Source organism: Pseudomonas sp. GYB4201 (genome assembly GCF_056312595.1).
In genome coordinates this window covers 24978-49506 of record NZ_JBWGIG010000030.1, presented here as the reverse complement: position 1 = coordinate 49506, position 24529 = coordinate 24978, and the positions used below count along the sequence as shown (strand labels likewise).

General features: G+C 64.4%; 21 protein-coding genes. 5 read left to right on the top strand and 16 right to left on the bottom strand.

What is annotated here, in order from left to right:
• Position 1 precedes the first annotated feature (1 nt).
• A complete protein-coding gene (locus tag AC0Z2B_RS23875; protein WP_416427535.1) occupies positions 2–688 on the bottom strand; it encodes an ABC transporter permease in 687 nt (228 codons plus the stop codon).
• A 468-nt stretch (positions 689–1156) separates the two neighbouring features.
• Here AC0Z2B_RS23875 and AC0Z2B_RS23870 point away from each other — a divergent pair, with 468 nt between their 5' ends.
• Together AC0Z2B_RS23870 and AC0Z2B_RS23865 are read left to right on the top strand one after the other, a co-directional pair.
• A complete protein-coding gene (locus AC0Z2B_RS23870; RefSeq protein WP_476299856.1) occupies positions 1157–1900 on the top strand; it encodes a phosphatase PAP2 family protein in 744 nt (247 codons plus the stop codon).
• Positions 1901–1998: 98 nt separating this feature from the next.
• Positions 1999–3582: a peptide chain release factor 3 gene (locus tag AC0Z2B_RS23865; RefSeq protein WP_476299854.1), complete on the top strand. Its 1584-nt coding sequence runs from the start codon at positions 1999–2001 to the stop codon at positions 3580–3582.
• 143 nt (positions 3583–3725) lie between these two features.
• Here the strand turns inward: AC0Z2B_RS23865 and catA are convergent, their stop codons facing one another.
• Genes catA through AC0Z2B_RS23850 form a run of 3 tightly spaced genes read right to left on the bottom strand, consistent with a single transcriptional unit; the run spans position 3726 to position 6160 of the window.
• Complete coding sequence (gene catA / locus AC0Z2B_RS23860; RefSeq protein WP_476299853.1) at positions 3726–4655, bottom strand: catechol 1,2-dioxygenase; 930 nt, start codon at positions 4653–4655, stop codon at positions 3726–3728.
• Positions 4656–4708: 53 nt separating this feature from the next.
• A complete protein-coding gene (catC, locus tag AC0Z2B_RS23855) occupies positions 4709–4999 on the bottom strand; it encodes a muconolactone Delta-isomerase (RefSeq protein ID WP_416422468.1) in 291 nt (96 codons plus the stop codon).
• Between the two features lie 12 nt (positions 5000–5011).
• Entirely contained in the window at positions 5012–6160 is a 1149-nt protein-coding gene (locus AC0Z2B_RS23850) for a muconate cycloisomerase family protein (protein ID WP_476299851.1), read from the bottom strand.
• Positions 6161–6281: 121 nt separating this feature from the next.
• On the opposite strand from AC0Z2B_RS23850, the gene AC0Z2B_RS23845 reads away from it, so the two are divergent.
• Positions 6282–7163 (top strand): LysR family transcriptional regulator, encoded by an 882-nt coding sequence (locus tag AC0Z2B_RS23845; RefSeq protein ID WP_476299849.1) that lies wholly within the window; start codon positions 6282–6284, stop codon positions 7161–7163.
• Positions 7164–7912: 749 nt separating this feature from the next.
• On the opposite strand, the gene AC0Z2B_RS23840 is transcribed toward AC0Z2B_RS23845, so the two are convergent.
• The 12 genes from AC0Z2B_RS23840 to AC0Z2B_RS23785 form a co-directional block, all read right to left on the bottom strand.
• Positions 7913–8992 carry a polyamine ABC transporter substrate-binding protein gene (locus AC0Z2B_RS23840; RefSeq protein ID WP_476299847.1) on the bottom strand — a complete coding sequence of 360 codons (1080 nt, stop codon included), beginning with the start codon at positions 8990–8992 and terminating at the stop codon, positions 7913–7915.
• An 84-nt stretch (positions 8993–9076) separates the two neighbouring features.
• Positions 9077–9871 (bottom strand): AraC family transcriptional regulator, encoded by a 795-nt coding sequence (locus AC0Z2B_RS23835; RefSeq protein ID WP_476299845.1) that lies wholly within the window; start codon positions 9869–9871, stop codon positions 9077–9079.
• Between the two features lie 82 nt (positions 9872–9953).
• On the bottom strand, positions 9954–10925 hold the full coding sequence (locus AC0Z2B_RS23830; protein WP_416422473.1) for a peptide ABC transporter ATP-binding protein: 972 nt from the start codon (positions 10923–10925) through the stop codon (positions 9954–9956).
• On the bottom strand, positions 10925–11893 hold the full coding sequence (locus AC0Z2B_RS23825) for an oligopeptide/dipeptide ABC transporter ATP-binding protein (protein ID WP_473005372.1): 969 nt from the start codon (positions 11891–11893) through the stop codon (positions 10925–10927). Before AC0Z2B_RS23825 ends, AC0Z2B_RS23830 begins: the two co-directional genes overlap by 1 nt.
• A gap of 10 nt (positions 11894–11903) precedes the next feature.
• On the bottom strand, positions 11904–12815 hold the full coding sequence (locus AC0Z2B_RS23820) for an ABC transporter permease subunit (RefSeq protein ID WP_416422475.1): 912 nt from the start codon (positions 12813–12815) through the stop codon (positions 11904–11906).
• 10 nt (positions 12816–12825) lie between these two features.
• Positions 12826–13836: an ABC transporter permease subunit gene (locus tag AC0Z2B_RS23815; protein WP_416422476.1), complete on the bottom strand. Its 1011-nt coding sequence runs from the start codon at positions 13834–13836 to the stop codon at positions 12826–12828.
• Positions 13837–13913: 77 nt separating this feature from the next.
• Positions 13914–15509 carry an ABC transporter substrate-binding protein gene (locus AC0Z2B_RS23810; protein WP_476299843.1) on the bottom strand — a complete coding sequence of 532 codons (1596 nt, stop codon included), beginning with the start codon at positions 15507–15509 and terminating at the stop codon, positions 13914–13916.
• 70 nt (positions 15510–15579) lie between these two features.
• Positions 15580–16956, bottom strand: a complete 1377-nt coding sequence (locus AC0Z2B_RS23805) for an OprD family porin (RefSeq protein WP_476299840.1) — start codon at positions 16954–16956, stop codon at positions 15580–15582.
• 129 nt (positions 16957–17085) lie between these two features.
• Positions 17086–18687 (bottom strand): ABC transporter substrate-binding protein, encoded by a 1602-nt coding sequence (locus AC0Z2B_RS23800; RefSeq protein WP_476299838.1) that lies wholly within the window; start codon positions 18685–18687, stop codon positions 17086–17088.
• A 289-nt stretch (positions 18688–18976) separates the two neighbouring features.
• Positions 18977–20590, bottom strand: a complete 1614-nt coding sequence (locus tag AC0Z2B_RS23795) for an ABC transporter substrate-binding protein (RefSeq protein WP_476299837.1) — start codon at positions 20588–20590, stop codon at positions 18977–18979.
• 345 nt (positions 20591–20935) lie between these two features.
• Positions 20936–22540, bottom strand: a complete 1605-nt coding sequence (locus AC0Z2B_RS23790; RefSeq protein WP_476299835.1) for an ABC transporter substrate-binding protein — start codon at positions 22538–22540, stop codon at positions 20936–20938.
• 118 nt (positions 22541–22658) lie between these two features.
• Entirely contained in the window at positions 22659–23366 is a 708-nt protein-coding gene (locus AC0Z2B_RS23785) for an SIMPL domain-containing protein (protein WP_473005378.1), read from the bottom strand.
• 224 nt (positions 23367–23590) lie between these two features.
• Between AC0Z2B_RS23785 and AC0Z2B_RS23780 the strand changes: the two genes are divergently transcribed.
• Together AC0Z2B_RS23780 and AC0Z2B_RS23775 are read left to right on the top strand one after the other, a co-directional pair.
• Complete coding sequence (locus AC0Z2B_RS23780) at positions 23591–23806, top strand: MbtH family NRPS accessory protein (RefSeq protein WP_473005379.1); 216 nt, start codon at positions 23591–23593, stop codon at positions 23804–23806.
• On the top strand, positions 23806–24519 hold the full coding sequence (locus AC0Z2B_RS23775; RefSeq protein WP_476299833.1) for a thioesterase II family protein: 714 nt from the start codon (positions 23806–23808) through the stop codon (positions 24517–24519). Before AC0Z2B_RS23780 ends, AC0Z2B_RS23775 begins: the two co-directional genes overlap by 1 nt.
• The last annotated feature ends 10 nt before the right edge of the window (positions 24520–24529 follow it).

Below are 24529 nucleotides of genomic sequence, written 5' to 3'. Positions count from 1 at the left end.
CTCAGCGAGTCAGGCCGCGTTCCAGCCACAGGCGGCTGGCCATCGACACCAGGCCGTCCAGCAGCAATGCCAGCAACGCCGTGCAGGCGGCGCCCAGCAACAGTTGCGGCTGATTGTTCAAGGCGATGCCGGGGAAGATCAGGCTGCCCAGGCTGTTGGCGCCGATCAGGAACGACAGCGGCGCGGTGCCGACGTTGATCGCCAGGGCCACGCGCACGCCACCGACAATGATGGGCACGGCATTGGGCAGTTCGACCTGGAACAGCACTTGGCGCGGGGTCATGCCGATGCCGACGGCGGCTTCCTTGAGCGAGCCCTGAACGTTTTTCAGGCCTTCGTAGGTGTTGCGCACAATGGGCAACAGGGAAGCGAGGAACAGGGCGAAGATGGCCGGGCCGCTGCCGATGCCAAGTATGCCCAGGGCGATGGCCAGTACGGCCAGGGGAGGGACGGTGTTACCGATGTTGAAGATTTGCATGAAGCGTTCGGCGCGGCCAACCATGTTCGGTCGGCTGAGCGCAATGCCGGCGGGGATGCCCACTAGCAGTGCGGCGGCCATGGAGGCCACTACCAGGATCAGATGCGCTTGCAGGTAAAACAGTAAATCTTCTTGGTACTGCTCGATGGTACTGATGCCGATCCAGTGGACCAGCAGGGCCAGGATGACGACGGCAGCCGCACACCCCATCAGCCCCTTGCCATAGCGAATAGCCACAGGCGGACTCCTATTTTTTCAGTCGGCGCACTCACCGTCGGTGGCGACAGCCATGCCTGGCGGTCAACGGTGGGTTCGCGAGAAGCAGCGCGCGGACGGCTGTGAAACAGCGTCGATGCGCGCCATAAGCGCAGCCTCGTCAGGCTGACTTGCCGTTCTTGCAACACCCTGACGAATGGTCGAATCAGGGGAGTGGACGTCTCCGCTTATTAAAAGGTTCCCATCTGCGGCAGCATTTGGCCACCCTTAATTGACCCAGCGGTGTGGCGGACCTGGCAAACACGACTACACTCGCCTGCCTGTTTTTGACGAAATTTTGACCAGTCAAAAGCGTATAGTCCACGCCGCGCGGCCCATGGGGCCGCACGCCTGCGTCATTCAAACCCTGGGCGCCCGACGCTCCGGGTGCCGCTTCTTCCGCCCGTGGACTTCCCCATAAAAATGCCAGCTACCTTGCCGCGACCCACGTCACGCCCGTTGAACCTCTGGATCGGCCTCGGCATTCCTGCCGTCATCGCCATCGCCCTGTGCCTGCTGGAACTGACCGACATCGACATGGTGATCGAGCAGTGGTTCTACGACCCGGTGCAGCAGGCGTTCGCCGGCCGGCACAGCTACTGGCTGGAAAACGTGCTGCACGACCAGGCCAAGCGCGTGGTAATCGCCATCGGCGTGCTGGGCGCCCTGGGTTACCTGGCCAGCTTCCTGGTCAAGGGCCTGCTGCCGATCCGCCGTGAACTGGCATGCCTGGTGGTGGCCATGTCGCTGTCCACCAGCTACACCGCGCCGCTGAAAGCGCTGACCGGCGTGCAGTGCCCCTGGAGCGTGACCGAGTTCGGCGGCACCCAGGCCTACAGCAAGCTGTTCGAGCACCGCCCCGCCACTTCCAGCCCGGGCCGCTGCTGGCCGGGTGGCCACGCGGCCACCGGTTTCACCCTGTTCTCGCTGTTCTTCGTGCTGCGTGACCGCCGCCCGCGCATGGCCCGCGCCGGCCTGGTGTTCGCCTTTGGCCTGGGCACGGTGTTCTCCATCGGTCGCATGATCCAGGGCGCGCACTTCCTGTCGCACAACATTTGGGCGGCGATCTTCTGCTGGCTGATCTGCCTGGGCACCTACTACGTGATGCTGTACCGCCCGCAGGCCGCCACCGACACGCTGCCCCAGGCCGCACCCGCCACGGCCTGAGCCCCTGGCGACGGGCGAGTTGGACGCATGGTTCCAGCTCGGCCCGGGTTCAGCTATAATCGGCGCCCTTTTTTGAATCACCTCGCAGGCGATTTCCCATGACCCAACAGGCCGCCGAAGTCGCGAAACGCCGCACTTTCGCCATCATTTCCCACCCGGACGCCGGTAAAACCACCATCACCGAGAAACTCTTGCTGATGGGCAAGGCCATTGCCGTGGCCGGTACCGTGAAGTCGCGCAAGTCCGACCGTCACGCCACGTCCGACTGGATGGAGATGGAGAAGCAGCGCGGCATCTCCATCACCACCTCGGTGATGCAGTTCCCGTATCGCGACCACATGGTCAACCTGCTCGACACCCCCGGTCACGAAGACTTCTCCGAAGACACCTACCGCACCCTGACCGCGGTGGACTCGGCGCTGATGGTGCTCGACGGCGGTAAGGGCGTAGAGCCGCGGACCATCGCCCTGATGGACGTGTGCCGCCTGCGCGACACGCCTATAGTCAGCTTCATCAACAAGCTGGACCGTGACATTCGCGACCCGATCGAGCTGCTCGACGAAATCGAGGCGGTGCTGAAGATCAAGGCGGCGCCCATCACCTGGCCGATCGGTTGCTACCGCGACTTCAAGGGTGTGTACCACCTGGCCGGCGACTACATCATCGTCTACACCCCGGGCCACGGCCACGAGCGCACCGAGACCAAGATCATCGAGAAGCTGGACTCCGATGAAGCGCGCGCGCACCTGGGTGACGAGTACGACCGTTTTGTCGACCAACTGGAGCTGGTGCAGGGCGCATGCCACACCTTCAACCAGGAAGAGTTCATGAACGGCCAGATGACCCCGGTGTTCTTCGGCACCGCGCTGGGCAACTTCGGTGTCGACCACGTGCTCGACGCCGTGGTGGACTGGGCGCCGCGCCCGCTGGCCCGCGTGGCCCACGAGCGCACCGTGGAACCGGTGGAAGAGAAGTTCACCGGCTTCGTGTTCAAGATCCAGGCGAACATGGACCCCAAGCACCGCGACCGCATCGCGTTCATGCGCATCTGCTCGGGCAAGTACGAGAAGGGCATGAAGATGCGCCACGTGCGCACCGGCAAGGACCTGCGCATCGGCGATGCCCTGACGTTCTTCTCCTCCGAGCGTGAGCAGCTGGAAGAAGCGTTCGCTGGCGACATCATCGGCCTGCACAACCACGGCACCATCCAGATCGGCGACACCTTCAGCGAAGGCGAAGCGCTGGGCTTCACCGGTATCCCGCACTTCGCCCCGGAGCTGTTCCGCCGGGTACGCCTGCGTGACCCGCTGAAATCCAAGCAACTGCGCCAGGGCCTGCAGCAGCTGGCCGAAGAGGGCGCCACCCAGGTGTTCTTCCCCGAGCGCAGCAACGACATCATCCTCGGCGCCGTGGGCGTGCTGCAGTTCGACGTGGTGGCCAGCCGCCTGAAGGAAGAATACAAGGTGGAGTGCTCCTACGAGCCGATCACCGTGTGGTCGGCCCGCTGGGTTGATTGCGCCGACAAGAAGAAATTCGAGGAATTCAAGAACAAGGCCGTGGAAAACCTGGCGGTGGACGGCGGTGGTCACATGACCTACCTGGCGCCTACCCGGGTGAACCTGGCGCTGATGGAAGAGCGCTGGCCTGACGTGAAATTCCGCGCGACGCGCGAGCACCACTAAGCGAAAAAGGGCAGCCCACGGGCTGCCCTTTTTTTACACCCCGCAATGATCCCGGTAGGAGCCGCGCTTGCGCGCGATGAGGCCCCGCCTGACACACCGCAGTGCCTGCATCGCGACCAAGGTCGGCTCCTACGGTGTGTGCGTCAATCCTCCAACGCGCGCACGCGTTCGCCGCGCTGCTGCGCCTTCGGCACTTCGCTGGCCTGCAAGGTGAAGTCGAAGTCGATTTCGGCGAACCGGCCGCTCACCCCATGTTTCTGCGCCTGCACCTGATCTTCACTGAAGCGGATCTCCGCCACCAGTTCATCGCGGGTGGCGTAGGCGAAATCGTCGTACAGGTATTTGTCGCCGGCCAGGTTGATCTGCGTGGTCAGGTGGCGATGGCCCGGCGCCGAGATGAAGAAGTGGATGTGCGCCGGGCGCTGGCCGTGGCGGCCCAGCTGGTCGAGCAGCTGCTGGGTGGGGCCGTCGGGCGGGCAGCCGTAGCCCGAGGGCACGATGCTGCGGAAACGATAGCGGCCCTGGCCGTCGGCCTGGATGCGGCGGCGCAGGTTGAACTCGCTCTGCGACGGGTCGAAATACGAATAGGTGCCGCCGGTGTTGGCCTGCCATACATCGACGATGGCGCCGGGCACCGGCTGGCCGTCGACGTCTTTCACCTGGCCCTGCATGAACAGCACGGTGCCCGGGTCGCTGCCGTCGTCCAGCCGCGCCTCGTACTGGCTCAGCGGCGCGCCGGCCACGTATAGCGGGCCTTCGATGGTGCGCGGGGTGCCGCCCAACTGGCCGGCGGCCTCGTCCTGGGCATCCAGCTGCAGGTCCATGTAGTGTTCCAGGCCCAGGCCGGCCACCACCAACCCGGCCTCTTGGCGCGCGCCCAGCACGTTGAGGTAGTTCACCGCGGCCCAGAACTCTTCCGGGGTGACCTCCAGGTCCTCGATGATTTTCACCGAGTCCTTGAGCATGCGGTGGATCAGGGTTTTCACCCGTGGGTTGCCGGCGTCGTTGAACACGCCGCTGGCTTCTTTCAGGAACTGCTGTACCGGTTCGGTCTGCGAGATTTTGACAGTCATGGGTGTGGCCTCATCTTATATTTATTAGTCAGCGCGCCAGGGTCAGGCGCCTATCAGCGGTCGTCTTCGTGGATCGAGGAAGGGTGGCGGCACATGGCGTCCACCTCGATGGTCATGTACGGGAACAGCGGCAGCTGCATCAGTGTGTCGTGCAACTCTTGTACGCTGGCCACGTCGAACACGCTGTAATTGGCGTAGGCCCCGGCGATGCGCCACAGGTGGCGCCATGTGCCTTCCTGTTGCAGGCGCTGGGCCAGCTCTTTCTCGTCGGCCTTCAGGCGCGTGGCCTTGGCCGGGTCCATGTCGAGGGGCAGGTTCACGGTCATCTTTACGTGGAACAGCATGGCAGTTCTCTCTCAGCTGTGGCTGTGGGCCTTGGTGGCTTTGTCGCGGCGGAAGAAGGCCACGCGCTCTTCGTCGAGTTCCAGGCCCAGGCCCGGGGTGCTGGGCACGTGCAGCTGGAAGTCCTTGTACACCGGTGGGGTGGCGAGGATGTCTTCGGTCAGCAGCAGCGGGCCGAACAGTTCTGTATCCCAGGCCATCTTCGGCAGGGTAATGAACGCGTGCGCCGAGGCCAGGGTGCCGATGCCGCCTTCGAGCATGGTGCCGCCGTACAGGCCAATGCCTGCGGCGTCGGCGATGGCGGCGGCGCGCAGGGCCGCGCGGGGGCCGCCGGTCTTGGCGATTTTCAGCGCGAAGATGGTGCCGGCGCCCAGGCGGGCCAGGTTGTAGGCATCTTCCACCGATTCGATGGCTTCGTCAGCCATGATCGGGATCGGGCTGCTGGCGCTCAGGCGGGCCAGGCCGACCTGGTTGTAGCGCGAGATTGGCTGCTCCACCAGGTCGATGCTGTTGTCGCCCAGCACCCGGCAGGCGCGCAGGGCCACGGCCTCGTCCCAGGCTTGGTTGACGTCCACGCGCACGCTGGCGCGGTCGCCCACGGCCTTCTTGATGGCGATGACGTGGGCCAGGTCCTTGTTCACCTCGCCGGCGCCGATCTTCAGCTTGAAGATGCGGTGGCGGCGCACGTCGAGCATCTGTTCCGCCTCGGCGATATCGCGGGCGGTGTCGCCGCTGGCCAGGGTCCAGGCCACCGGCAGGCTGTCACGCAGGCGCCCGCCCAGCAGCTCGCTCACCGCCAGGCCACGGCGCTTACCCTGGGCGTCGAGCAGCGCGCTTTCAATGCCGGACTTGGCGAAGGTGTTGCCACGCACGCTGCGCTCGATGCGCTGCATGGCGGCGTTGATGTTGTCGGCCGGCTGGCCAACCAGCAGCGGGGTGATGTGGCTGTCGATGTTCACCTTGATGCTGTCGGGGCTTTCGTTGCCATAGCTCAGGCCGCCGATGGTGGTGGCCTCGCCAATGCCTTCCACGCCGTCGCTGCAGCGCAGGCGCAACAGCACCAAGGTCTGGTGCTGCATAGTGTGCATGGCCAGCTTGTGCGGGCGGATGGTTGGCAGATCGACAATGATCGTTTCGAGCGACTCGATCGTGGGATGACTCATTTCGATACCCGTCAGGTTATGTTCTTGTCTGACCCGATAGTGATACGGCGTTTTCTTGCAATCCAATATAGAATTGGTCTGGTCTGATACCTGCCAGGTATTGTCGCTGATGAGGTAAGCCGTGGAACTCAGGCATCTCCGCTATTTTCAGGTGCTGGCCCAGACCCTGAACTTCACCCGCGCCGCCGAGCGCCTGCACATCGCCCAGCCGCCGTTGAGCCGGCAGATCCAGCAGTTGGAGGACGAGTTGGGCGTCAGCCTGATCGAGCGCGCCCGGCCGCTGCGGCTGACCGAGGCGGGACGGTACTTCTTCGAACACAGCAGCGCGCTGCTGCACCAGCTCGATACCCTGTGTGAAAACACCCGGCGCATCGGCCTGGGCCAGAAGACCTGGATGGGCATCGGCTTCGCGCCGTCGACGTTGTACGGTGTGCTGCCGGAGATGATCCGCCGCCTGCGCAGCGAAGACGCTGCCATCGAACTGGAGCTGGGCCTGTCGGAGATGACCACGGTGCAGCAGGTGGAGGCCCTGAAGGCCGGGCGCATTGACGTCGGCTTCGGCCGCATTCATATCGACGACCCGGCCATTACCCAGACCGTGCTGCGCGAAGACCGCCTGATCGCCGTGCTGCCCACCGGCCACCCGCTGCTGGGCCACAGCGCCACCCTGGCCCAGCTGGCCCGCGAGCCGTTCGTGCTGTACCCCGGCAACCCGCGGCCCAGCTATGCCGACCACGTGCTGGCGCTGTTCGCGGCGCACGGCTTGGGCATCAAGGTGGCGCAGTGGACCAATGAACTGCAGACGGCCATCGGCCTGGTGGGGGCGGGTATAGGCATTACCCTGGTGCCGGAGTCGGTGCAGATTCTGCATCGGGATGATATTGGCTATAGCCCGTTGGCGGAGGCCAATGCGACCTCGCCGATTATTCTTAGCCGCAGGGTGGGGGATGTGTCTCCGGCGGTGGGGTATTGCCTGGAGGTGATCGCGCAGCTGCGAAGTTGAACCCGGCGCCGTTGCGGTCGCCTTTGATCTGGCTTGTGATCTGGCTCTTGATCTTGATTGTATGCCCCGTAAAGCGCCCGGGCCGACTGGAGGCGTCGATCAACGGGCTGCCCGAAGGGCCGAGGCCGCAGGCCGAAGAGACGGTAACCCGCAGGCTTCTATAGCGGGTGCCGTCTGCCCGTTGAGCGGCGCCGGAAGGAGGGGACCCGTAGCGCAGCGGAGGGCCCAAGCAGGGGCAAGCCTTTTTTGGTTACTTTTTGAGGCGTTTGTCAAAAAGTGACCCGCCGTAAGGGCGGAAAGGTGATTCTGCATCACCCTGAATGCTGGATATTCATACGGCTTTCGAATCCCGCTTCGGCGATTTCGAACATATCCATTTTCGCGGGGATACCACCGACCGTTTCGCCCTTACGGCGACTCCCTTTTTGGCAGTCGCCCCAAAAAGGAAGCAAAAAGGGCTTGCCCCTGCTTGGGCCCTTCGCTGCGCTACGGGTCCCCTCCCTCCGGCGTCGCTCAAGCGGACGACGGCCCGGAATAGAAGCGCCTCCGGTTCCGTCTCCCTCGGCTCCGCCGAGGGCCGCTTGATCAACACCTCCAGTCGGCCCGGGCGCTTAACGGGGCCAAGATCAAAAGCCAGATCAACGTCAAAAGCCAGATCAAGAGCCAGAGCCAGAGCCAGAGCCAGAGCCAGATCAAGGGCCAGATCACAAGCAGATCACAGGCTCGGGCGCGGCTTGTGGTGGGGGGCTTTAGCCCCCCGCGATTACCTTCGTCATGACTTTCGTCCGAATCGCATCGATATCCGCCGGCATCGCCTCCAACGGGAACAACTTGCTCATGATGTCCTCGTCCGGGTACACCTTGTTGTCCCCCCGCAACGCCGGGTCGATCAGGGCATCGGCCTTTTCGTTGCCGTTGGCGTAGTGTACGTAGTTGCTGATGCCGGCGATCACCTTGGGCTCCAGCAGGTAGTTCATGAAGGCGTAGGCGGCCTTGGGGTCGGGGGCGTCGGCGGGCATGGCGACCATGTCGAACCACAGCGGCGCGCCTTCGCGGGGCACCGAGTAGCCGATGTTCACGCCGTTTTTCGCCGCCTTGGCCTGGGTGGCGGCCTGCAGCACGTCGCCGGAATAGCCCACCACCACGCAGACCTTGCCACTGGCGAGGTCCGCCATGTATTTCGCGGTGTCGAAGTACGCCACGTCGGGGCGGATTTTCAGCAGCGCGGCCTCGGCCTTGGCGTAGTCCTCGGGCTTGCGGCTGTGGGGTGGCAGGCCCAGGTAGTTGAGGGTGATGGGCAGCAGTTCCGGGCCGCTGTCGACGAAGGCCACGCCGCAGGCCTTGAGCTTGTCGAGGTTCTGCGGCTTGAAGATCAGGTCCCAGGAGTCGGTGGGCGCTTTGTCGCCCAGGGCGGCCTTGACCTTGTCGATGTTGTAGCCGATGCCGGTGGTGCCCCACAGGTACGGGAAGCCGTGGCGGTTGCCGGGGTCGTTGACCTCCAGCACCTTGAGCAGCACAGGGTTGAGGTTGTCCCAGTTGGGCAGCTTGCTGCGGTCCAGTTCCATCAGCGCGTTGGCCTGTACCTGGCGGGCCATGAAGTGGGTGGAAGGGAACACCACGTCGTAGCCGGAGTTGCGCGCCAGCAGTTTGCTGTTCAGCAACTCGTTGCTGTCATACACCGTGTAGCTGGGCACGATGCCGGTCTTGGCCTGGAATTGCTTGAGGGTGTCGGGGGCGATGTATTCGGACCAGTTGTAGATCTTGACCGTCTCGGCCGCCTGGGTGGCGCCGGTGGCGAGCAGCAAGGTGGCAATCAGGGAACGCAGCATCAGGGCAAGCCTTGCGGGTGGGGGCGGGTACAGCATAAGCCACCTTGCGGCAGATGGCACTGTCGCAGCGGCCGCCAGGCCGCGTCAGGGGCAGTGCGCTGGCGCTGGACGCGGCCTGGCGGCCGCTGCTTCGGGGTTGCGTTGTTTCATGTAGGCGGTGGGCGACAGCCCGGTGTGCTGGCGGAAACACTTGTAGAACGCCGACAGCGAGTTGAACCCGGCGGCGAAGGCCAGGGCGTCGATGCGCGCCTCGGGGTTGGTTTCCAGGGCCTGTAGCAGGTGCTTGAGGCGTGCCTGGTTGACGTAGGCGTAGAAGGTCTGGCCCAGCACCTGGTTGAGCAGGTAGGACATCTGGTTGCGGCTGTAGCCGCACACGCGGGCCACTGCCTGCAGGTCCAGTTCGGGGTCCAGGTAGGGCTGGCGCTGGTCGAAGTACTGCTGCAGGTCGTCGGCCATGATGCCCAGCTGGCGGGGAGAAAGGCCCAGGCGCGAGGTGGCCGGGCGTGGCGCGTCGGCCGTGGGTTCGCGCACCAGGGCGGCGTATTCGTTGATGCGCCAGATCAGCCCGTCGCGCACGGTGATGGCTTCGCTGGCATGGAACGACACCAGTTGGGCGCTGCCGCGCAGGGTCAGGGTGTACTGGATGAAGGCGGTGTCGCCGTCCACGCGGATGCGGTCGCTGTGTTCCAGCGCCTCGTCGGCGTTGCGCGGCATGTTCGCCTGCACGTAGTCGCGCAGCTCGGCCAGGGCCAAGGTGCGGTTCTGGAAGAAATCGTGGTACTGGATAGCCGGGTGGTACAGCGCCATGACGCCGTCCAGGTCGCGGTGCTTCCAGCACAGGTGGTAGCGGGTGACGGTGGTGAGGGTGTCGGTTGGCATGCAGGCACCGGTGGTGGATGCGGACGCGGCCTGCGGCCACTGCTACGAACCCGTAGCAGCGGCCGCAGGCCGCGTCATGGCATCAGTTCAGGAACTGCTCCGCATAGTGGCAGGCCACCTGGCGGGTATCAACCTGGCGCAGCTCCGGTATTTCCATGGCGCAGCGCTCGGTGGCGTACGGGCAGCGCTTGTGGAAGGCGCAGCCCGACGGTGGGTTCAGCGGGTTGGGCAGCTCGCCGACAATCTTGATCTTCGGCTTGGCCGGATCCGGCTTGATGGTCGGCGTGGCCGACAGCAGCGCCTGGGTGTAGGGGTGCAGCGGGCGCTTGTAGATGTCCTCCTTGGGGCCCATTTCCGCCGGCCGGCCCAGGTACATCACCAGCACGTCATCGGCCACGTGGCGCACCACCGCCAGGTTGTGCGAGATAAACACGTAGGCGGTGTTGAACTGCTGCTGCAGGTCCATGAACAGGTTCAGCACCTGCGCCTGGATCGACACGTCCAGCGCCGAGGTCGGCTCGTCCGCCACCAGCACCTTGGGTTGCAGCATCATGGCGCGGGCCAGGGCGATACGCTGGCGCTGGCCACCAGAGAACATGTGCGGGTAGCGCTGGTAATGCTCGGGGCGCAGGCCCACCTGCTGCATCATCGCCTGCACTTTCTCGCGGCGCTCGGCCTTGCTCAGGCTGGTGTTGATCAGCAGCGGTTCGCCCAGCTGGTCGCCGATTTTCTGCCGCGGGTTCAGCGAGGCATACGGGCTCTGGAACACCATCTGCACGTCCTTGCGCAGTTGCTTGCGCTCGGCCTTGCTGGCGCCATGCACCTCCTGGCCGGCGATTTTCAGCGAGCCCGAGGACGGTTCCTCGATCAGCGTCAGCGCGCGGGCCAGGGTGGACTTGCCACAGCCCGACTCGCCGACCACGGCCAGGGTCTTGCCGGCTTCAAGCTCGAACGACACGCCGTTGAGGGCGCGCACCAGGGCATGGCCCTTGAACAGGCCGCGGGAGACTTCGTAGTGACGGGTGAGGTCGCGGGCAGTAAGTACGACGGCCATCAAGCCACCTCCTGGTTCAGCGGGTAGAAGCAACGGGCCAGGCTATGGGCCTTGGGGTCCAGCGCCGGGCGCTGGCTGCGGCAGTTGTCCTGGGCGTAGGGGCAGCGTGGCGACAGCAGGCAGCCCTGCGGGCGGTCATAGCGGCCGGGGACGATGCCGGGCAGGGTGGCCAGGCGCTCGGCGCCTTCGCTGTGCTCGGGGATTGCCGCCAGCAGCGCTTCGCTGTAAGGGTGCGCGGGAATGTCGAACAGCTGCGGCACCTGGCCCACTTCCACGGCCTGGCCTGCGTACATCACGCAGACGCGCTGGGCGGTTTCGGCCACCACGGCGAGGTCGTGGGTAATCAGGATCAGCGCCATGTTCTGCTCTTTCTGCAGGTTGAGCAGCAGCTCCATGATCTGCGCCTGGATGGTCACGTCCAGGGCGGTGGTGGGTTCGTCGGCGATCAGCAGTTTCGGCTCGCCGGCGATGGCCATGGCAATGGCCACGCGCTGGCTCATGCCGCCCGACAGCTGGTGCGGGTAGGCGTCCAGGCGGCTTTCGGCGCCGGGGATCTCGACCTTCTTCAGCAGTTCAAGGGCACGCTGGCGCGCCTGCTTATTGTTCATGCCCAGGTGCTGGCGCAGCACTTCCTGGATCTGGAAGCCCACGGTGTAGCTGGGGTTCAGCGCGGTCATGGGGTCCTGGAAGATCATTGCCAGGTCCTTGCCCACCACCTGCCGGCGTTGGCGCGCGCTGAGCTTGAGCATGTCGCGGCCGTCGAAATTCAGCGCGTCGGCGGTGATGATGCCAGGGTGATCGATCAGGCCCATCAGCGCCATCATGGTCACGGATTTGCCCGAGCCCGATTCGCCGACGATCGCCAGCACTTCACCCTTGTCCACCGACAGGTCGAGGCCATCGACCACCGGCACGGCCTTGGCATCGCCAAAGCGCACGTTCAGATTCTTGATATGCAACAGTGACATGGTCGTTTCCTCAGGCGGCATTCTTGAGTTTGGGGTCAAGCGCATCGCGCAGCCCGTCGCCCATCAGGTTGATTGCCAGCACGCTGAGCAAAATGGTCAGGCCAGGCAGGCTCACCACCCACCAGGCACGTTCGATGTAGTCGCGGGCCGAGGCCAGCATGGTGCCCCACTCGGGGGTCGGCGGCTGTACGCCCAGGCCCAGGAAACCCAGCGCCGCGGCGTCGAGGATGGCCGAGCTGAAGCTCAGGGTGGCCTGCACGATCAGCGGCGCCATGCAGTTGGGCAGCACGGTGACGAACATCAGGCGCAGCAGGCCGGCACCGGCCAGGCGCGCGGCGGTGACGTAGTCGCGGTTCAGCTCGCCCATCACTGCGGCGCGGGTCAGGCGCACGTAGGAAGGCAGCGAGACCACGGCAATGGCGATCACGGTGTTGATCAGGCCTGGGCCGAGGATGGCGACGATGGCTACGGCCAGCAGCAGCGAGGGCAGGGCCAGCATCACGTCCATCAGGCGCATGATGGTGGGGCCCATGATGCGCGGGAAGAAGCCGGCCAGCAGGCCCATGATGATGCCCGGGATCAGCGACATCACCACCGACGACAGGCCGATCAGCAGCGACAGGCGCGAGCCGTGGATCAGCCGCGACAGCAGGTCACGGCCCAGCTCGTCGGTGCCCAGCAGGTATTGCCATTGGCCGCCGGCCAGCCACACGGGCGGGGTCAGCAGCGCGTCGCGGAACTGCTCGCTGGGGTCATGGGGCGCCACCCACGGCGCGAAGATCGCGCAGAAGATGATCAGCAGCATGAACGCCAGGCCGGCGACGGCGCCCTTGTTCTTGGCGAACGCTTGCCAGAACTCTTTGTAGGGCGAGGGGTACAGCAGGCTTTGGTCAACGGTGACCGCGGTGTTTTCAGTAGTCATTGTCCGGGCCTCAGCGCTGGTGACGGATGCGTGGGTTGGCCAGGCCGTAGAGGATATCCACGACGAAGTTGACCAGGATCACCAGGCAGGCGATCAACAGGATGCCGTTCTGCACCACCGGGTAGTCGCGGGCGCCAATGGCTTCGATCAGCCACTTGCCGATGCCCGGCCACGAGAAGATGGTCTCGGTCAGTACGGCGCCTGCCAGCAGGGTGCCCACTTGCAGGCCGAACACGGTCAGCACCGGGATCAGCGCGTTGCGCAGGCCGTGCACGAACACCACGCGGGCGGGCGACAGGCCCTTGGCGCGGGCGGTGCGCACGTAGTCCTCGCGCAGCACTTCAAGCATGGACGAGCGGGTCATGCGCGCGATCACCGCCAGCGGGATGGTGCCCAGCACGATGGCCGGCAGGATCAGGTGGCGCAGGGCGTCGACGAACGAGCCCGGCTCGTCGCTGAGCAGGGTGTCGATGAGCATGAAGCCGGTCTTGGGCTCGATGTCATACAGCAGGTCGATGCGCCCGGACACCGGCGTCCAGCCCAGGCTCACCGAGAAGAACATGATGAGGATCAGGCCCCACCAGAAGATGGGCATGGAGTAGCCGGCCAGGGAGATGCCCATCACCCCATGGTCGAACAGTGACCCGCGCTTGAGCGCGGCGATCACCCCCGCCAGCAGCCCGAGGATGCCGGCGAAGATCAGCGCGGCGATCGACAGCTCCAGGGTGGCAGGGAACAGTTGCAGGAATTCGTGCCAGACGCTTTCGCGGGTACGCAGCGATTCGCCCAGGTTGCCATGCGCCAGGTTGCCGATGTAGTCCAGGTACTGGGCATAGAGGGGTTTGTTCAGGCCCAGGCGCTCCATCGCCTGGGCATGCATTTCAGGGTCGACGCGCCGTTCGCCCATCATCACTTCCACGGGGTCGCCCGGTATCAGGCGTATCAGTGCGAATGTCAGCAACGTGATGCCGAAGAAGGTGGGGATCAACAACCCCACGCGGCGGGCTATAAAACTAAACATCTTGAGTGGTACCTCGTCAGCCGGTTAGGCAGTTCCCGCCCACTACCCGGTTGGGGTGCGGGCGGGCGTTCTTCTTGTTACTTCACCAGGGTGGTAGCGAAGTTGTTATTGGTCAGGGGGCTAATGTGATAACCCTCGACGTTCTTGCGCACGGCGGTAAACAAGCGTGGGTAGGCCAGGCTCAGCCAGGGAATGTCCTTGGCAAAAAGAGCCTGGGCCTGCTTGTAGGCCTGCTCGCGCTCGGCCGGGTCGCTGCTGGCACGTGCCTTGGCGAGGAACCCGTCGAACTCCTTGTTGCACCAGCGCGCGGCGTTCTCGCCGCTTGTGGCTGCGTCGCAGCTCAGGTTGGGGCTGAGGAAATTGTCCGGGTCGCCGTTGTCGCCGGCCCAGCCGTAGAACGCCAGGTCATGTTCGCCCTGTTTGATACGCTTGACCATTTCCCCCCATTCGAACACACGAATATCGAGGTTGAGGCCGATCTTGGCAAGGTCTGCCTGCAATAACTGGGCCGCCAGGGTCGGGTTGGGGTTGGTGGGGCCGCCGCCGTTGCGGGCGAACACGGTGAAACGGGTGCCTGGCGGCACACCGGCTTCCTTGAGCAGGGCGCGGGCCTTGTCCAGGTCGTGGGGCAGGTCGCTGATGCTCTTGTCGAAGCCCAGCAGGGTCGGCGGGTAGGGGCCGGTGCCGGGGGTGGCGTTGCCCTCGCCGAACAGGGTCTTGACCAGGGTGGGCTTGTCCAGGGCCATGGCGATGGCCTGGCGCACGCGAAGGTCGCCCAGGTATTTGTGCGAGGTGTTGATGGCCACGTAGCTGGTCATCAGCGCCTCCATCTCGTCCACCCGCAGGTTGGGGTCGGCCTTCATGCCGGGGATGTCGTCAGGCTTGGGGTACACCGCGATCTGGCATTCGTTGGCGCGCAGTTTCTGCAGGCGCACGTTGCTGTCGGTGGTAATGGCGAACACCAGCGCTTCGCTGGGGGCCACGCCCTTGTAGTAGTCGGGGTTGGCCTTGTAGCGGATCATCGCATCCTTGTTGTAGCGCGTGAGGATGAACGGCCCGGTGCCGATGGGCTTGCTATTGATGTCGCCGGTCTTGCCGGCCTTCAGCAGTTGGTCGCCGTATTCGGCGGAGTAGATCGACGCGAAGCCCATGGCCATGTCCCGCAGGAAAGGTGACTCGGGACGCTTGAGGTTGAAACGAACAGTGTAGTCGTCAACCTTGTCGATGCTGTCGATCAGGTCTTTCATGCCCATGGCTTCGAAGTAGGGGAAGCCCATGGGGGCCTTGTCGTGCCAGGGATGCTTGGGGTCGAGCTGGCGCTCGAAGCTCCATAGCACGTCATCGGCGTTGAATTCGCGGCTGGGCTTGAAGTAGTCGGTGGTCTGGAACTTCACGCCGTGGCGCAGGTGAAAGGTGTAGGTCTTACCGTCGGCGCTGATGTCCCAGCTCTGCGCCAGGTCGGGCTCGACGTCGGTGGTGCCGGGCTTGAAGCTGGCCAGGCGGTTGAAGAGGGTTTCCGCTGACGCGTCGGCCGTGGTGGCCGCCGTGTACTGGACGATGTCGAACCCTTCCGGGCTGGCCTCGGTACAGACCACCAGGGGCTTGGCGGAAATGCCGACGGCAACGCTGAACAGTGCTGCCGCGATTGCGGCTCGAAGGGGTAGCGCTTTCATGTAGTCCCTCTGTGATCAATAGCCAGATTAGCCTGCGGCGGTGGATCGCACCGCGCGCAGGCCAGGTCGGTTACAGGATGTTGAACGGAATCGTGGTAACGATCCGCAGTTCGTCCAGGCTGCCATCAGCCTGGTTGGCACTGGCGCGGTGGGCGGTGTAGGTCGCCCGCACGCTGGTGTCTTTCAGGGCGCCGCTCTGAATCACGTAGGAGGTGCCCACGCCGTATTCATAGTGGTGTTCGCCGTCCATTTTCTTCACGTCATAGGCGGTGCCGGTGTAGTGGGTGCCGTCGATGCCCCAGCCGCGGGCGCTGTAGACGTTGAACTTGAGCCCCGGCGCGCCGTACTGGGCCATGTTCAGGCCGTAGGCCACCTGGAAGGATTTCTCGTTCGGGCCGTTGAAGTCCGACAGCAGGGAGTTGGCCAGGAAGATGCCGTTGGTTTCGTGCAGGTAGTCGAAGTACTCGTTGCCGTTGATCTGCTGGTAGGCGAAGGTCAGGCTGTGGGCCTGGTGGGTGGCGGTCAGCGACAGGCTGCCGGCCTGGTTGTCGATCTCGCCCATCTTGCGGGCGCCGGTGTCGCGGGTCTTGTAGTAGTTCAAGCCGGTGGTCAGGCTGACCACGGCGCTGTCACCCAGCACGTGGGTGCCGCCGAAGTAGTACTGGTTCCAGAAGTCTTCGACCTGGGTGGCGAACAGCGTGGTGGTGACGCTTTCGAACGGCTGGTAGTTGACGCCGGCGGTGGTCACCCGGTCGGTTTCCACGCCGGTGGCGCTGTATTCGCTGCGGAACTTGCTCAGGCTCTGCTCGGTACGTGGCGACACGCGGTCGAAGGTGCCGGCCTGGAACGACAGGTTGTTGAACTCCTTGCTGTCGATGCTCACGCCTTCGAAGCTGGAGGGCAGGGCGCGGTTGCCGATGGTGGCGACCATGGGCGTGTCCATGGCCTGGCGGCCAAGGGTCAGGGTGGTGTTGGACACCCGCGCCTTGACGTTGCCCAGGCCCAGCTTGCTCCACTGGCCGATGGTGTCGCCGTCGCTGTCGGCCAGGGTGCGGTTGTTCGAGCCGCCGTTGCGCGCGCTGCCGCGCTCCAGCGCCACCACGTTGTACAGCGCCGCTTCCACGCCGAAGCCGACGGTGCCCTGGGTGAAGCCCGAGGTGTAGTCGACCGTGGTGCTCTGCAGCCAGTTGGTACGGTTGTTCATGGGCTCCCGGGTGCCGTTCTTGGCGTGGCTGAACAGCGGCCCGCGCTTGGACTGTTCGCGGGCGTACCAGTTGCGCGTCCAGCCCGACAGGCTCTGGTCCTCGACAAAGCCCTTGGCGTCGGCCTGGGCGCTGCTGTCCTTGAGCGTGGTGGGGGTGAACGCCTGGCTGGCGTCATCGGCATTGGCCAGGGCGGACAGGCCGCCGATGGACAGGGCTAGCAGTGTTTTTCTTGTAATGTTCATGGGTGAAGCTCCTTGGTTTTTTCTTTTTTTTATGCCGGGCACATTCGGGTGCTCGGTCAACTTTGGGTACAACTGTGTTTGCAAACGTTTGGCCTCGTTCAACTGGCCATGGTTTGCCTGCACTGGGGCTCAGTCGGCCAGTGACACTCCGCTGAAGGTATTGCGGCCGAAGGGGCTGACCTTGAAGTCCTGCACCTTGGCGCTGATGGGCTGGTTGACCGTGGAGTGGGCGATCGGGGTGATCGGCACCTCCTGCTTGAGGCGCTGCTGGGCCTGGCGGTACAGCTCGCTGCGGGCCTCGCGGTCGTTGAGGGTCTTGGCCTGGGTCACCAGGGCGTCGAAGGTCGGGTCGCACCACATGGCGATGTTGTTGCTGCCGATGGCGCCGCAGCTGTACAGGGTGCCCAGCCAGTTGTCGGGGTCACCGTTGTCGCCGGTCCAGCCCATCAGGGCCACGTCGTGCTCGCCGTTCTTGGTGCGCTTGAGGTACTCGCCCCACTCGTAGCTGACGATGCGCGCCTTGATGCCCACCTTGGCCCAGTCGGACTGCAGCATCTCGGCCATCAGCTTGGCATTGGGGTTGTAGGGGCGCTGCACGGGCATGGCCCACAGGGTGATCTCGTGGCCGTCCTTGACCCCGGCTTCCTTGAGCAACTGGCGGGCCATTTCCGGGTTGTACGGCGCGTCCTTGATGCTGGTGTCGTAGGACCACTGGGTCGGTGGCATGGCGTTCATCGCCAGCTGGCCGGCCTCCTGGTACACCGCGTGCAGGATCGCCTGCTTGTTCACCGCCATGTCCATGGCCTGGCGCACCTTGAGCTGGTCGAACGGCGGGTGCTGCACGTTGTAGCCGATGTAGCCGAGGTTGTAGCCCGGGGTCTCGATGACTTTCAGCTTGGGGTCGGCACGCAGCGCGGCCAGGTCGGCGGGGCGCGGGTTGAGTGTGACCTGGCACTCGTTCTTGCGCAGCTTCTGCACGCGCACCGAGGAGTCGACGTTGATGGCGTAGATCAGTTGGTCCACCTTCACCTGGCTCGGCTCCCAGTACTGCTCGTGGGCCTTGTAGCGGATCTGCGAGTCCTTCTGGTAGCGCTGCAGGGCGAAGGGCCCGGTGCCGATGGGCTTGTGGTTGAGGTCGCTGGGCTTGCCGGCTTTGAGCAGCTGCTCGGCGTACTCGGCCGACTGGATGGCGGCGAAGCTCATGGCGATGTTCTGCACGAAGGCTGCGTCCACCGTGCGCAGCTTGAACACCACGGTCATGGGGTCGGCCTTGGTGACACTGACCAGGTTCTTGTCCAGGCCCATGGACACGAAGTACAGGAACTCGGTGGGGTAGGCGCGGGTGAACGGGTGGTCGCGGTCGAGCATGCGCTGGAAGGTGAACAGCACGTCGTCGGCGTTGAAATCGCGGCTGGGGGTGAACGCCTTGTTGCTGTGGAAACGCACGCCTTCGCGCAGGTGGAAGGTGTAGGTCAGGCCATCCTCGGCCACGTCCCAGCGCGTGGCCAGGCTGGGGATCACGGCGGTGCCGCCGCGTTCGAATTCGGTCAGGCGGTTGTACAGCGGTTCCGCGGCATCGTTGTCGGTGCCACCGGTGAACTGGGCGATGTCGAAGCCAGCAGGGCTGCCTTCGGAGCAGAACACCAGGCTCTTGCTGTTGGCATGGCTGAGCGGCACCTCGGCCAAAAGGCCCAGGCTCAGCAGGGATGCAACCAGATGGTGTTGACGCATGACGGTCTATTCCTTGTTGTCTGGATCGAGGCGACCTGAGGGGTAGTCGGGCCGAGGTTCGAAACTAGGGGCGCGAGCCGTGACCGTAAATGCGCGAAATCGCTGCGACCTGTAGGAAAAATCTGAAATGCACGAAGGCCCTGCGTGAAAATGCAGTCATCGTTGTCTTCAGGGATTTCCCACGAAAAAGCCATGTAGCCGCTGCCGCCAGGCTGCGCTGGCCCTGCGTTTCACCGAAGATTTCCAGTGAGGCAGGCAGCCAGCGCAGCCGTCGGCAGCGGCTACAGGGTTACTTCTTGCTTTCGTCGATGCCCACGCCGTAGAACGAGTTCAGGCCGAACGGGCTGATCTTGAAATCCACTACGCTGTTGCGCATCGGCTGGTAGACCGTGGAGTGGGCGATCGGGGTGATCGGCACCTGGTCTTTCACGCGATGCTGGGCCTGCTTGTACAGCTCGGTGCGCTTGGCCTGGTCAGAGGTGGCCTTGGCGGCCTTGACCAGCTTGTCGAAGTCGGCGTCACACCATTTGCCGAAGTTGTTGCCGTTGATGGCGTCGCAGCCCAACAGGGTGCCCAGCCAGTTGTCCGGGTCACCGTTGTCACCGCTCCAGCCGATCAGCATGGCGTCCATCTCGCCGTTGTGGGCGCGCTTGATGTACTCGCCCCACTCGTAGCTGACGATGTTGGCCTTGATGCCGATCTTGCCCCAGTCCGATTGCAGCATCTCAGCCATCAGCTTGGCGTTGGGGTTGTAGGGGCGCTGCACGGGCATGGCCCACAGGTTGATGGTGGTGCCTTCGGGAATGCCGGCTTCCTTGAGCAGGGCCTTGGCCTTGGCCGGGTCGTAGGCTGGGTCCTTGATGGTGGTGTCATAGGACCACTGGGTCGGCGGCATGGCGTTGACCGCCAGCTGGCCCGCACCTAGGTACACCGACTTGATGATTTCCTGCTTGTTCACGGCCATGTCCAGGGCTTGGCGGAACTTGAGGTTGTCGAACGGCTTGTGGGTCACGTTGTAGGCGATGTAGCCCAGGTTGAAGCCGGCCTGCTCAGGCATCTTCAGGTTCGGGTCGGCCTTGAGCGGCTCGATGTCGGCCGGGCGCGGGTAGGCGGTGATCTGGCACTCGTTCTTCTTCAGCTTCTGCATGCGCACCGAGGCGTCGGTGGTGATGGCGAAGATCAGGTTGTCGACCTTCACATCGTCAGGCTTCCAGTAGTCCTTGTTGCCCTTGAAGCGGATCTGCGCGTCTTTCTGGTACTTGCTGAACACGAACGGACCAGTGCCGATCGGCTTCTGGTTGAGGTCCTGCGGCTTGCCTTCCTTGAGCAGCTGCGCGGCGTACTCGGCGGACTGGATGGAGGCGAAGCTCATGGCCATGTCCTGGATGAACGCGGCGTCCACGGTCTTGAGGCTGAACTTGACGGTGTGGTCGTCGACTTTCTCCACCTTGGTGATGTTGTCGTTCATCCCCATGTCGGTGAAGTACGGGAACTCGGTGGGGTAGGCCTTGCGGAACGGCATGTCCTTGTCGAGCATGCGGGTGAAGGTGAACACCACGTCGTCGGCGTTGAATTCGCGGGTCGGCTTGAAGTAGTCGGTGGTGTGGAACTTGACGCCTTCACGCAGGTGGAAGGTGTAGGTCAGGCCGTCGGGGCTGATGTCCCAGCTGGTGGCCAGGCCTGGCACCACGGCGGTGCCGCCGCGCTCGAACTGGCTCAGGCGGTTGAACATGGTCTCGGCCGAGGCATCGAAGTCAGTGCCGGTCGTGTACTGGCCCGGGTCGAAGCCCGCCGGGCTGCCTTCTGAGCAGAACACCAGGCTGGTGGGTGCTGCCAGGGCAAAAGGAGCGCTGGCAAGCATGCCGGCGCCGATCAGGAACGGAATGACCGCGTGTTTGAGCATGGTGGCCTCAGTTGTTGTGTTTTTTGATTGAGGGGACCTTGTGGGTCTACCCGCCGATACTTATGCAGGCGGCATACCCAAAGCAATACTTTGACGCCAGCGAAAGGGCAAAGTGTGGAACACGCGTACAAGAATGTCGCATGGATATAAAAAACCATCCATTTGAACGTTTGCGTACGTTTTAAATGGTGCACGAGGCGCACTAAAGCTGATCATTCGGTCAGCTTTGTGCGCCATATTGGTGCATTCAATGACGCCGCGTAGCAGCTGCCGCCAGGCTGCGTCAGACCGCGCCGCGCCAGGCCTGAACGTACGCAGCGTCTGGGACGCGGCCTTTGGCCGCTGCTACGGGGTTTTGAGGCTTACGCCGTAGAAGGGCGTAAGGCCGAACGGGCTGATGCGGAAGTCCTGCACTTCCTTGCGCATGGGTTGGAACACCGTGGAGTTGGCGATCGGGGTGATCGGCACCTGGGCCTTGAGAATGTGCTGGGCCTGCTGGTAGAGCTTGATGCGCTTGTCGCGGTTGCTGCTCAGCTTGGCCTGCTGGATCAGCTTGTCGTAGGCCGGGTCGCACCACTTGGCGTAGTTGCTGCCCTTCACCGCCGCGCAGCTGTACAGCACGCCCAGCCAGTTGTCGGGGTCGCCGTTGTCGCCGGTCCAGCCGTAGATCATCACGTCATGCTCGCCGGCCTTGGCGCGCTTGATGTACTCGCCCCATTCATAGCTGACGATGTTGGCCTTGATGCCCACCTTGGCCCAGTCGTTCTGGATCATCTGCGCCGACATGCGCGCGTTGGGGTTGGACGCGCGCTGCACGGTCATGGCCCACAGGTTGATGGTGGTGCCTTCCTTGACCCCGGCTTCCTTCAGCAGTTGGCGGGCCTTGGCCGGGTCATAGGGGGCGTCCTTGATGGTCGGGTCATAGGACCATTGCGCCGGTGGCAGGGCGTTCTGCGCCAGTTGGCCGGCGCTCTGGTACACGGCCTTGATGATGGCCGGCTTGTCGATGGCCATGTCCAGCGCCTGGCGCACTTTCAGCTGGTCCAGCGGCGCGTGGGTGACGTTGTAGGCGAGGAAACCGAGGTTGAAACCGGGCTGGCTCTGCACCTTCAGGTCGGGGTCCTGCTTGGCCACTTCGATGTCTTCGGGGCGCGGGTAGCCGCTGACCTGGCACTCGTTGCGCTTGAGCTTCTGCAGGCGCACGGCGGCGTCCGGGGTGATGGAGAAGATCAGGTTATCGAGCTTCACATCCTCGGGCTTCCAGTAGTCCTTGTTGCCCACGTAGCGGATCTGCGCGTCCTTCTGGTAACGCTTGAACACGAACGGGCCGGTGCCGATGGGCTTCTGGTTGATGTCGGCGGGCCGGCCTTCCTTGAGCAACTGGTTGGCGTACTCGGCCGACTGGATCGAGGCGAAGCTCATGGCCAGGTTCTGCACGAACGCGGCGTCGATGTGGTTGAGGGTGAACACCACGGTGTGGTCGTCGGTCTTGGTCACGGACTTGATGGTGGTGTTCAGGTCCATATCGTTGAAGTACGGCGACTCCGACGGGTACGCCTTGCGGAACGGCTGCTCGGGGTTGAGCAGGCGTTCGAAGGTGAACAGCACGTCATCGGCGTCGAAGGTGCGGGTGGGCGTGAAGTAGTCGGTGGTGTGGAACTTCACCCCGTCGCGCAGGTGGAAGGTGTACACCAGGCCGTCCTTGGACACGTCCCAGGAGGTCGCCAGCCCCGGTTCCACCTCGGTGCCGCCGCGCTTGAACTGGGTCAGGCGGTTGAACACGGTTTCGGCCGAGGCATCGAAGTCGGTGCCGCTGGTGTACTGGCTGGGGTCGAAGCCGGCGGGGCTGGCTTCCGAGCAATAGACCAGGGTGCTGGCCGCCTGGGCCAGGGGCGCTGCGCCAAGCAGCGCGGCGGCAAGCAGCAGCGGGGTGAAGGCGGATTTGTCCATGAAAGCCTCTAGGGTGCGGTGATCGCACGCAGAATACTCCATCTGCCCCCCGAAACACCTGTAGCAGCGGCCGCAGGCCGCGTCAGGGCAGTGCGCGGTGCCCCGACGCGGCCATTGCTTATGGCATCTGCACTTCAATGGCGCCATCGGCGCTCATGGTCACCTGGCTGGTGCCGGCTTCCACTTCAGGCGCGGGCGCCGAGTCGGCCATCGCCGATTTCATCATCATCGCCGCGCGCGGGAACGGCTGCTGATAGCCGCTGCTGTTGAGGTTCATGCTCACCACCTTGTAACCCTTGCCACCCAGCGCCTCGGTGGCCAACTGGGCACGCGCCTTGAACGCCGCCACGGCGTCCTTCAGCAGGGCGTCTTCGCTCTGGGTGCGGGCCTTGGGCGAAATGGTGAAGCTCATGCCGCCCATCTTCAGGTCTTGCAGCAACTGTCCGGTGAGGGTGGACAGGGCAGGGAAGTCGGCGCTTTCCAGGCGCAGCTCGGCACGCTCGCGCCAGCCGGTGATCTTCTGGCCCTTGTCGTCGTAGATGGGGTAGCTGTTGCGGCTGCCCTGGCTGATCTTCACTTCCTTCACCGCGCGGGCCTTGCCCAGCGCCTTGTTCATGGCTTCGGTGACCTGGGCGGCGAGCTTGGCCGGGTCGGCGTTCTGTTCCTCGCTGTACAGGGTCACCAGCATCAGGTCGCGGGGCACCTCCTGGCTGACCTCGGCGCGCAGGGAAACCTGGTTGTAGCGGGGTTCGTCGGCCAACGCGGGAAGGCTGGCCAGCAGGCCGGCGCCGAGGAGGAAGGCGGCGCTGCGACTGAGGGTGTGCATGGGGGGACTCCTTGTGGGCAAACCGATGAGACTGTAGTTCCACCTAAGCGGTTCAGCACGGATGTGTAACCGTTTGTGGCATGGAGCGCGTTAGCGAAACGTCCTACGCCATTATCAGAAACGCCTCTCATTAATTTTCCCTCTGGCTGACTCGTCACTTCGTTGTGGTTCCAAAGCCGTGCAAGCGGCAATCCCCCTGCAACGCAATACTGACGAGGTCGGCAATGGCTTTTGATCGCGAAGACACCGTGTTCACCGTGGTGGTGAACCACGAAGAGCAGTACTCCATCTGGCCCGAATACAAGGCCATTCCCCAGGGCTGGCGCGAAGCCGGCAAGAGCGGCCTGAAGGCCGAATGCCTGGCGTTCATCGAGGAAGTCTGGACCGACATGCGCCCGCTCAGCCTGCGCCAGCACATGGAACAGCAGGCGGCCCGCTGATGCGCCTGTACTGCCTGCCGTACTCGGGCGCCAGCGCCATGGTCTACGGCCGCTGGCGCCGCAGCCTGCCGGCCGACATCGAGGTGCGCCCGCTGGAGCTGCCCGGCCGCGGCCGGCGGTTCAGCGAGCCGCTGGCCACCGACATGGTCGCGCTGGCGCGCCAGCTGGCCGCCGAGATCAGCCCCGAGCTGGACCGCCCCTACGCCCTGTTCGGCCACAGCCTGGGCGGCCTGCTGGTGCACGAGCTGGCCCACGCCCTGCGCGAGCGTGGCTGCCCGCCGCCGCGCCTGCTGTTCGCCTCGGGCACCGCCGCGCCGTCGCTGCGTGACACCGAGCGCTTTGCCGCGGACAAGACCGACGCCCAGCTGATCGCCGACCTGCGCGAGCTCAACGGCACCCCCGAGGACATCCTCGCCAATGAAGAGCTGATGCGCCTGACGCTGCCGGTGCTGCGCGCCGACTTCGCCCTGTGTGGTGGCTACCAGTACCGCCCGCGGGCACCGCTGGGCTGCCCCATCCAGGTGCTGGCCGGGCGCCAGGACTCGACCACGCCTGCGCAGTTGCAGGCCTGGCGCCAGGAGACCACGGGCGGTTTCGACCTGAGCCTGTTCGACAGCGGCCACTTCTTCATCCACGACCAGGCCAGCGACGTCCTCGCGCTGCTCCAGGCCCGGCTGCAACCCCTGCTGCACCGTCACGCAACAGCCATTTGAACCAAAGGTG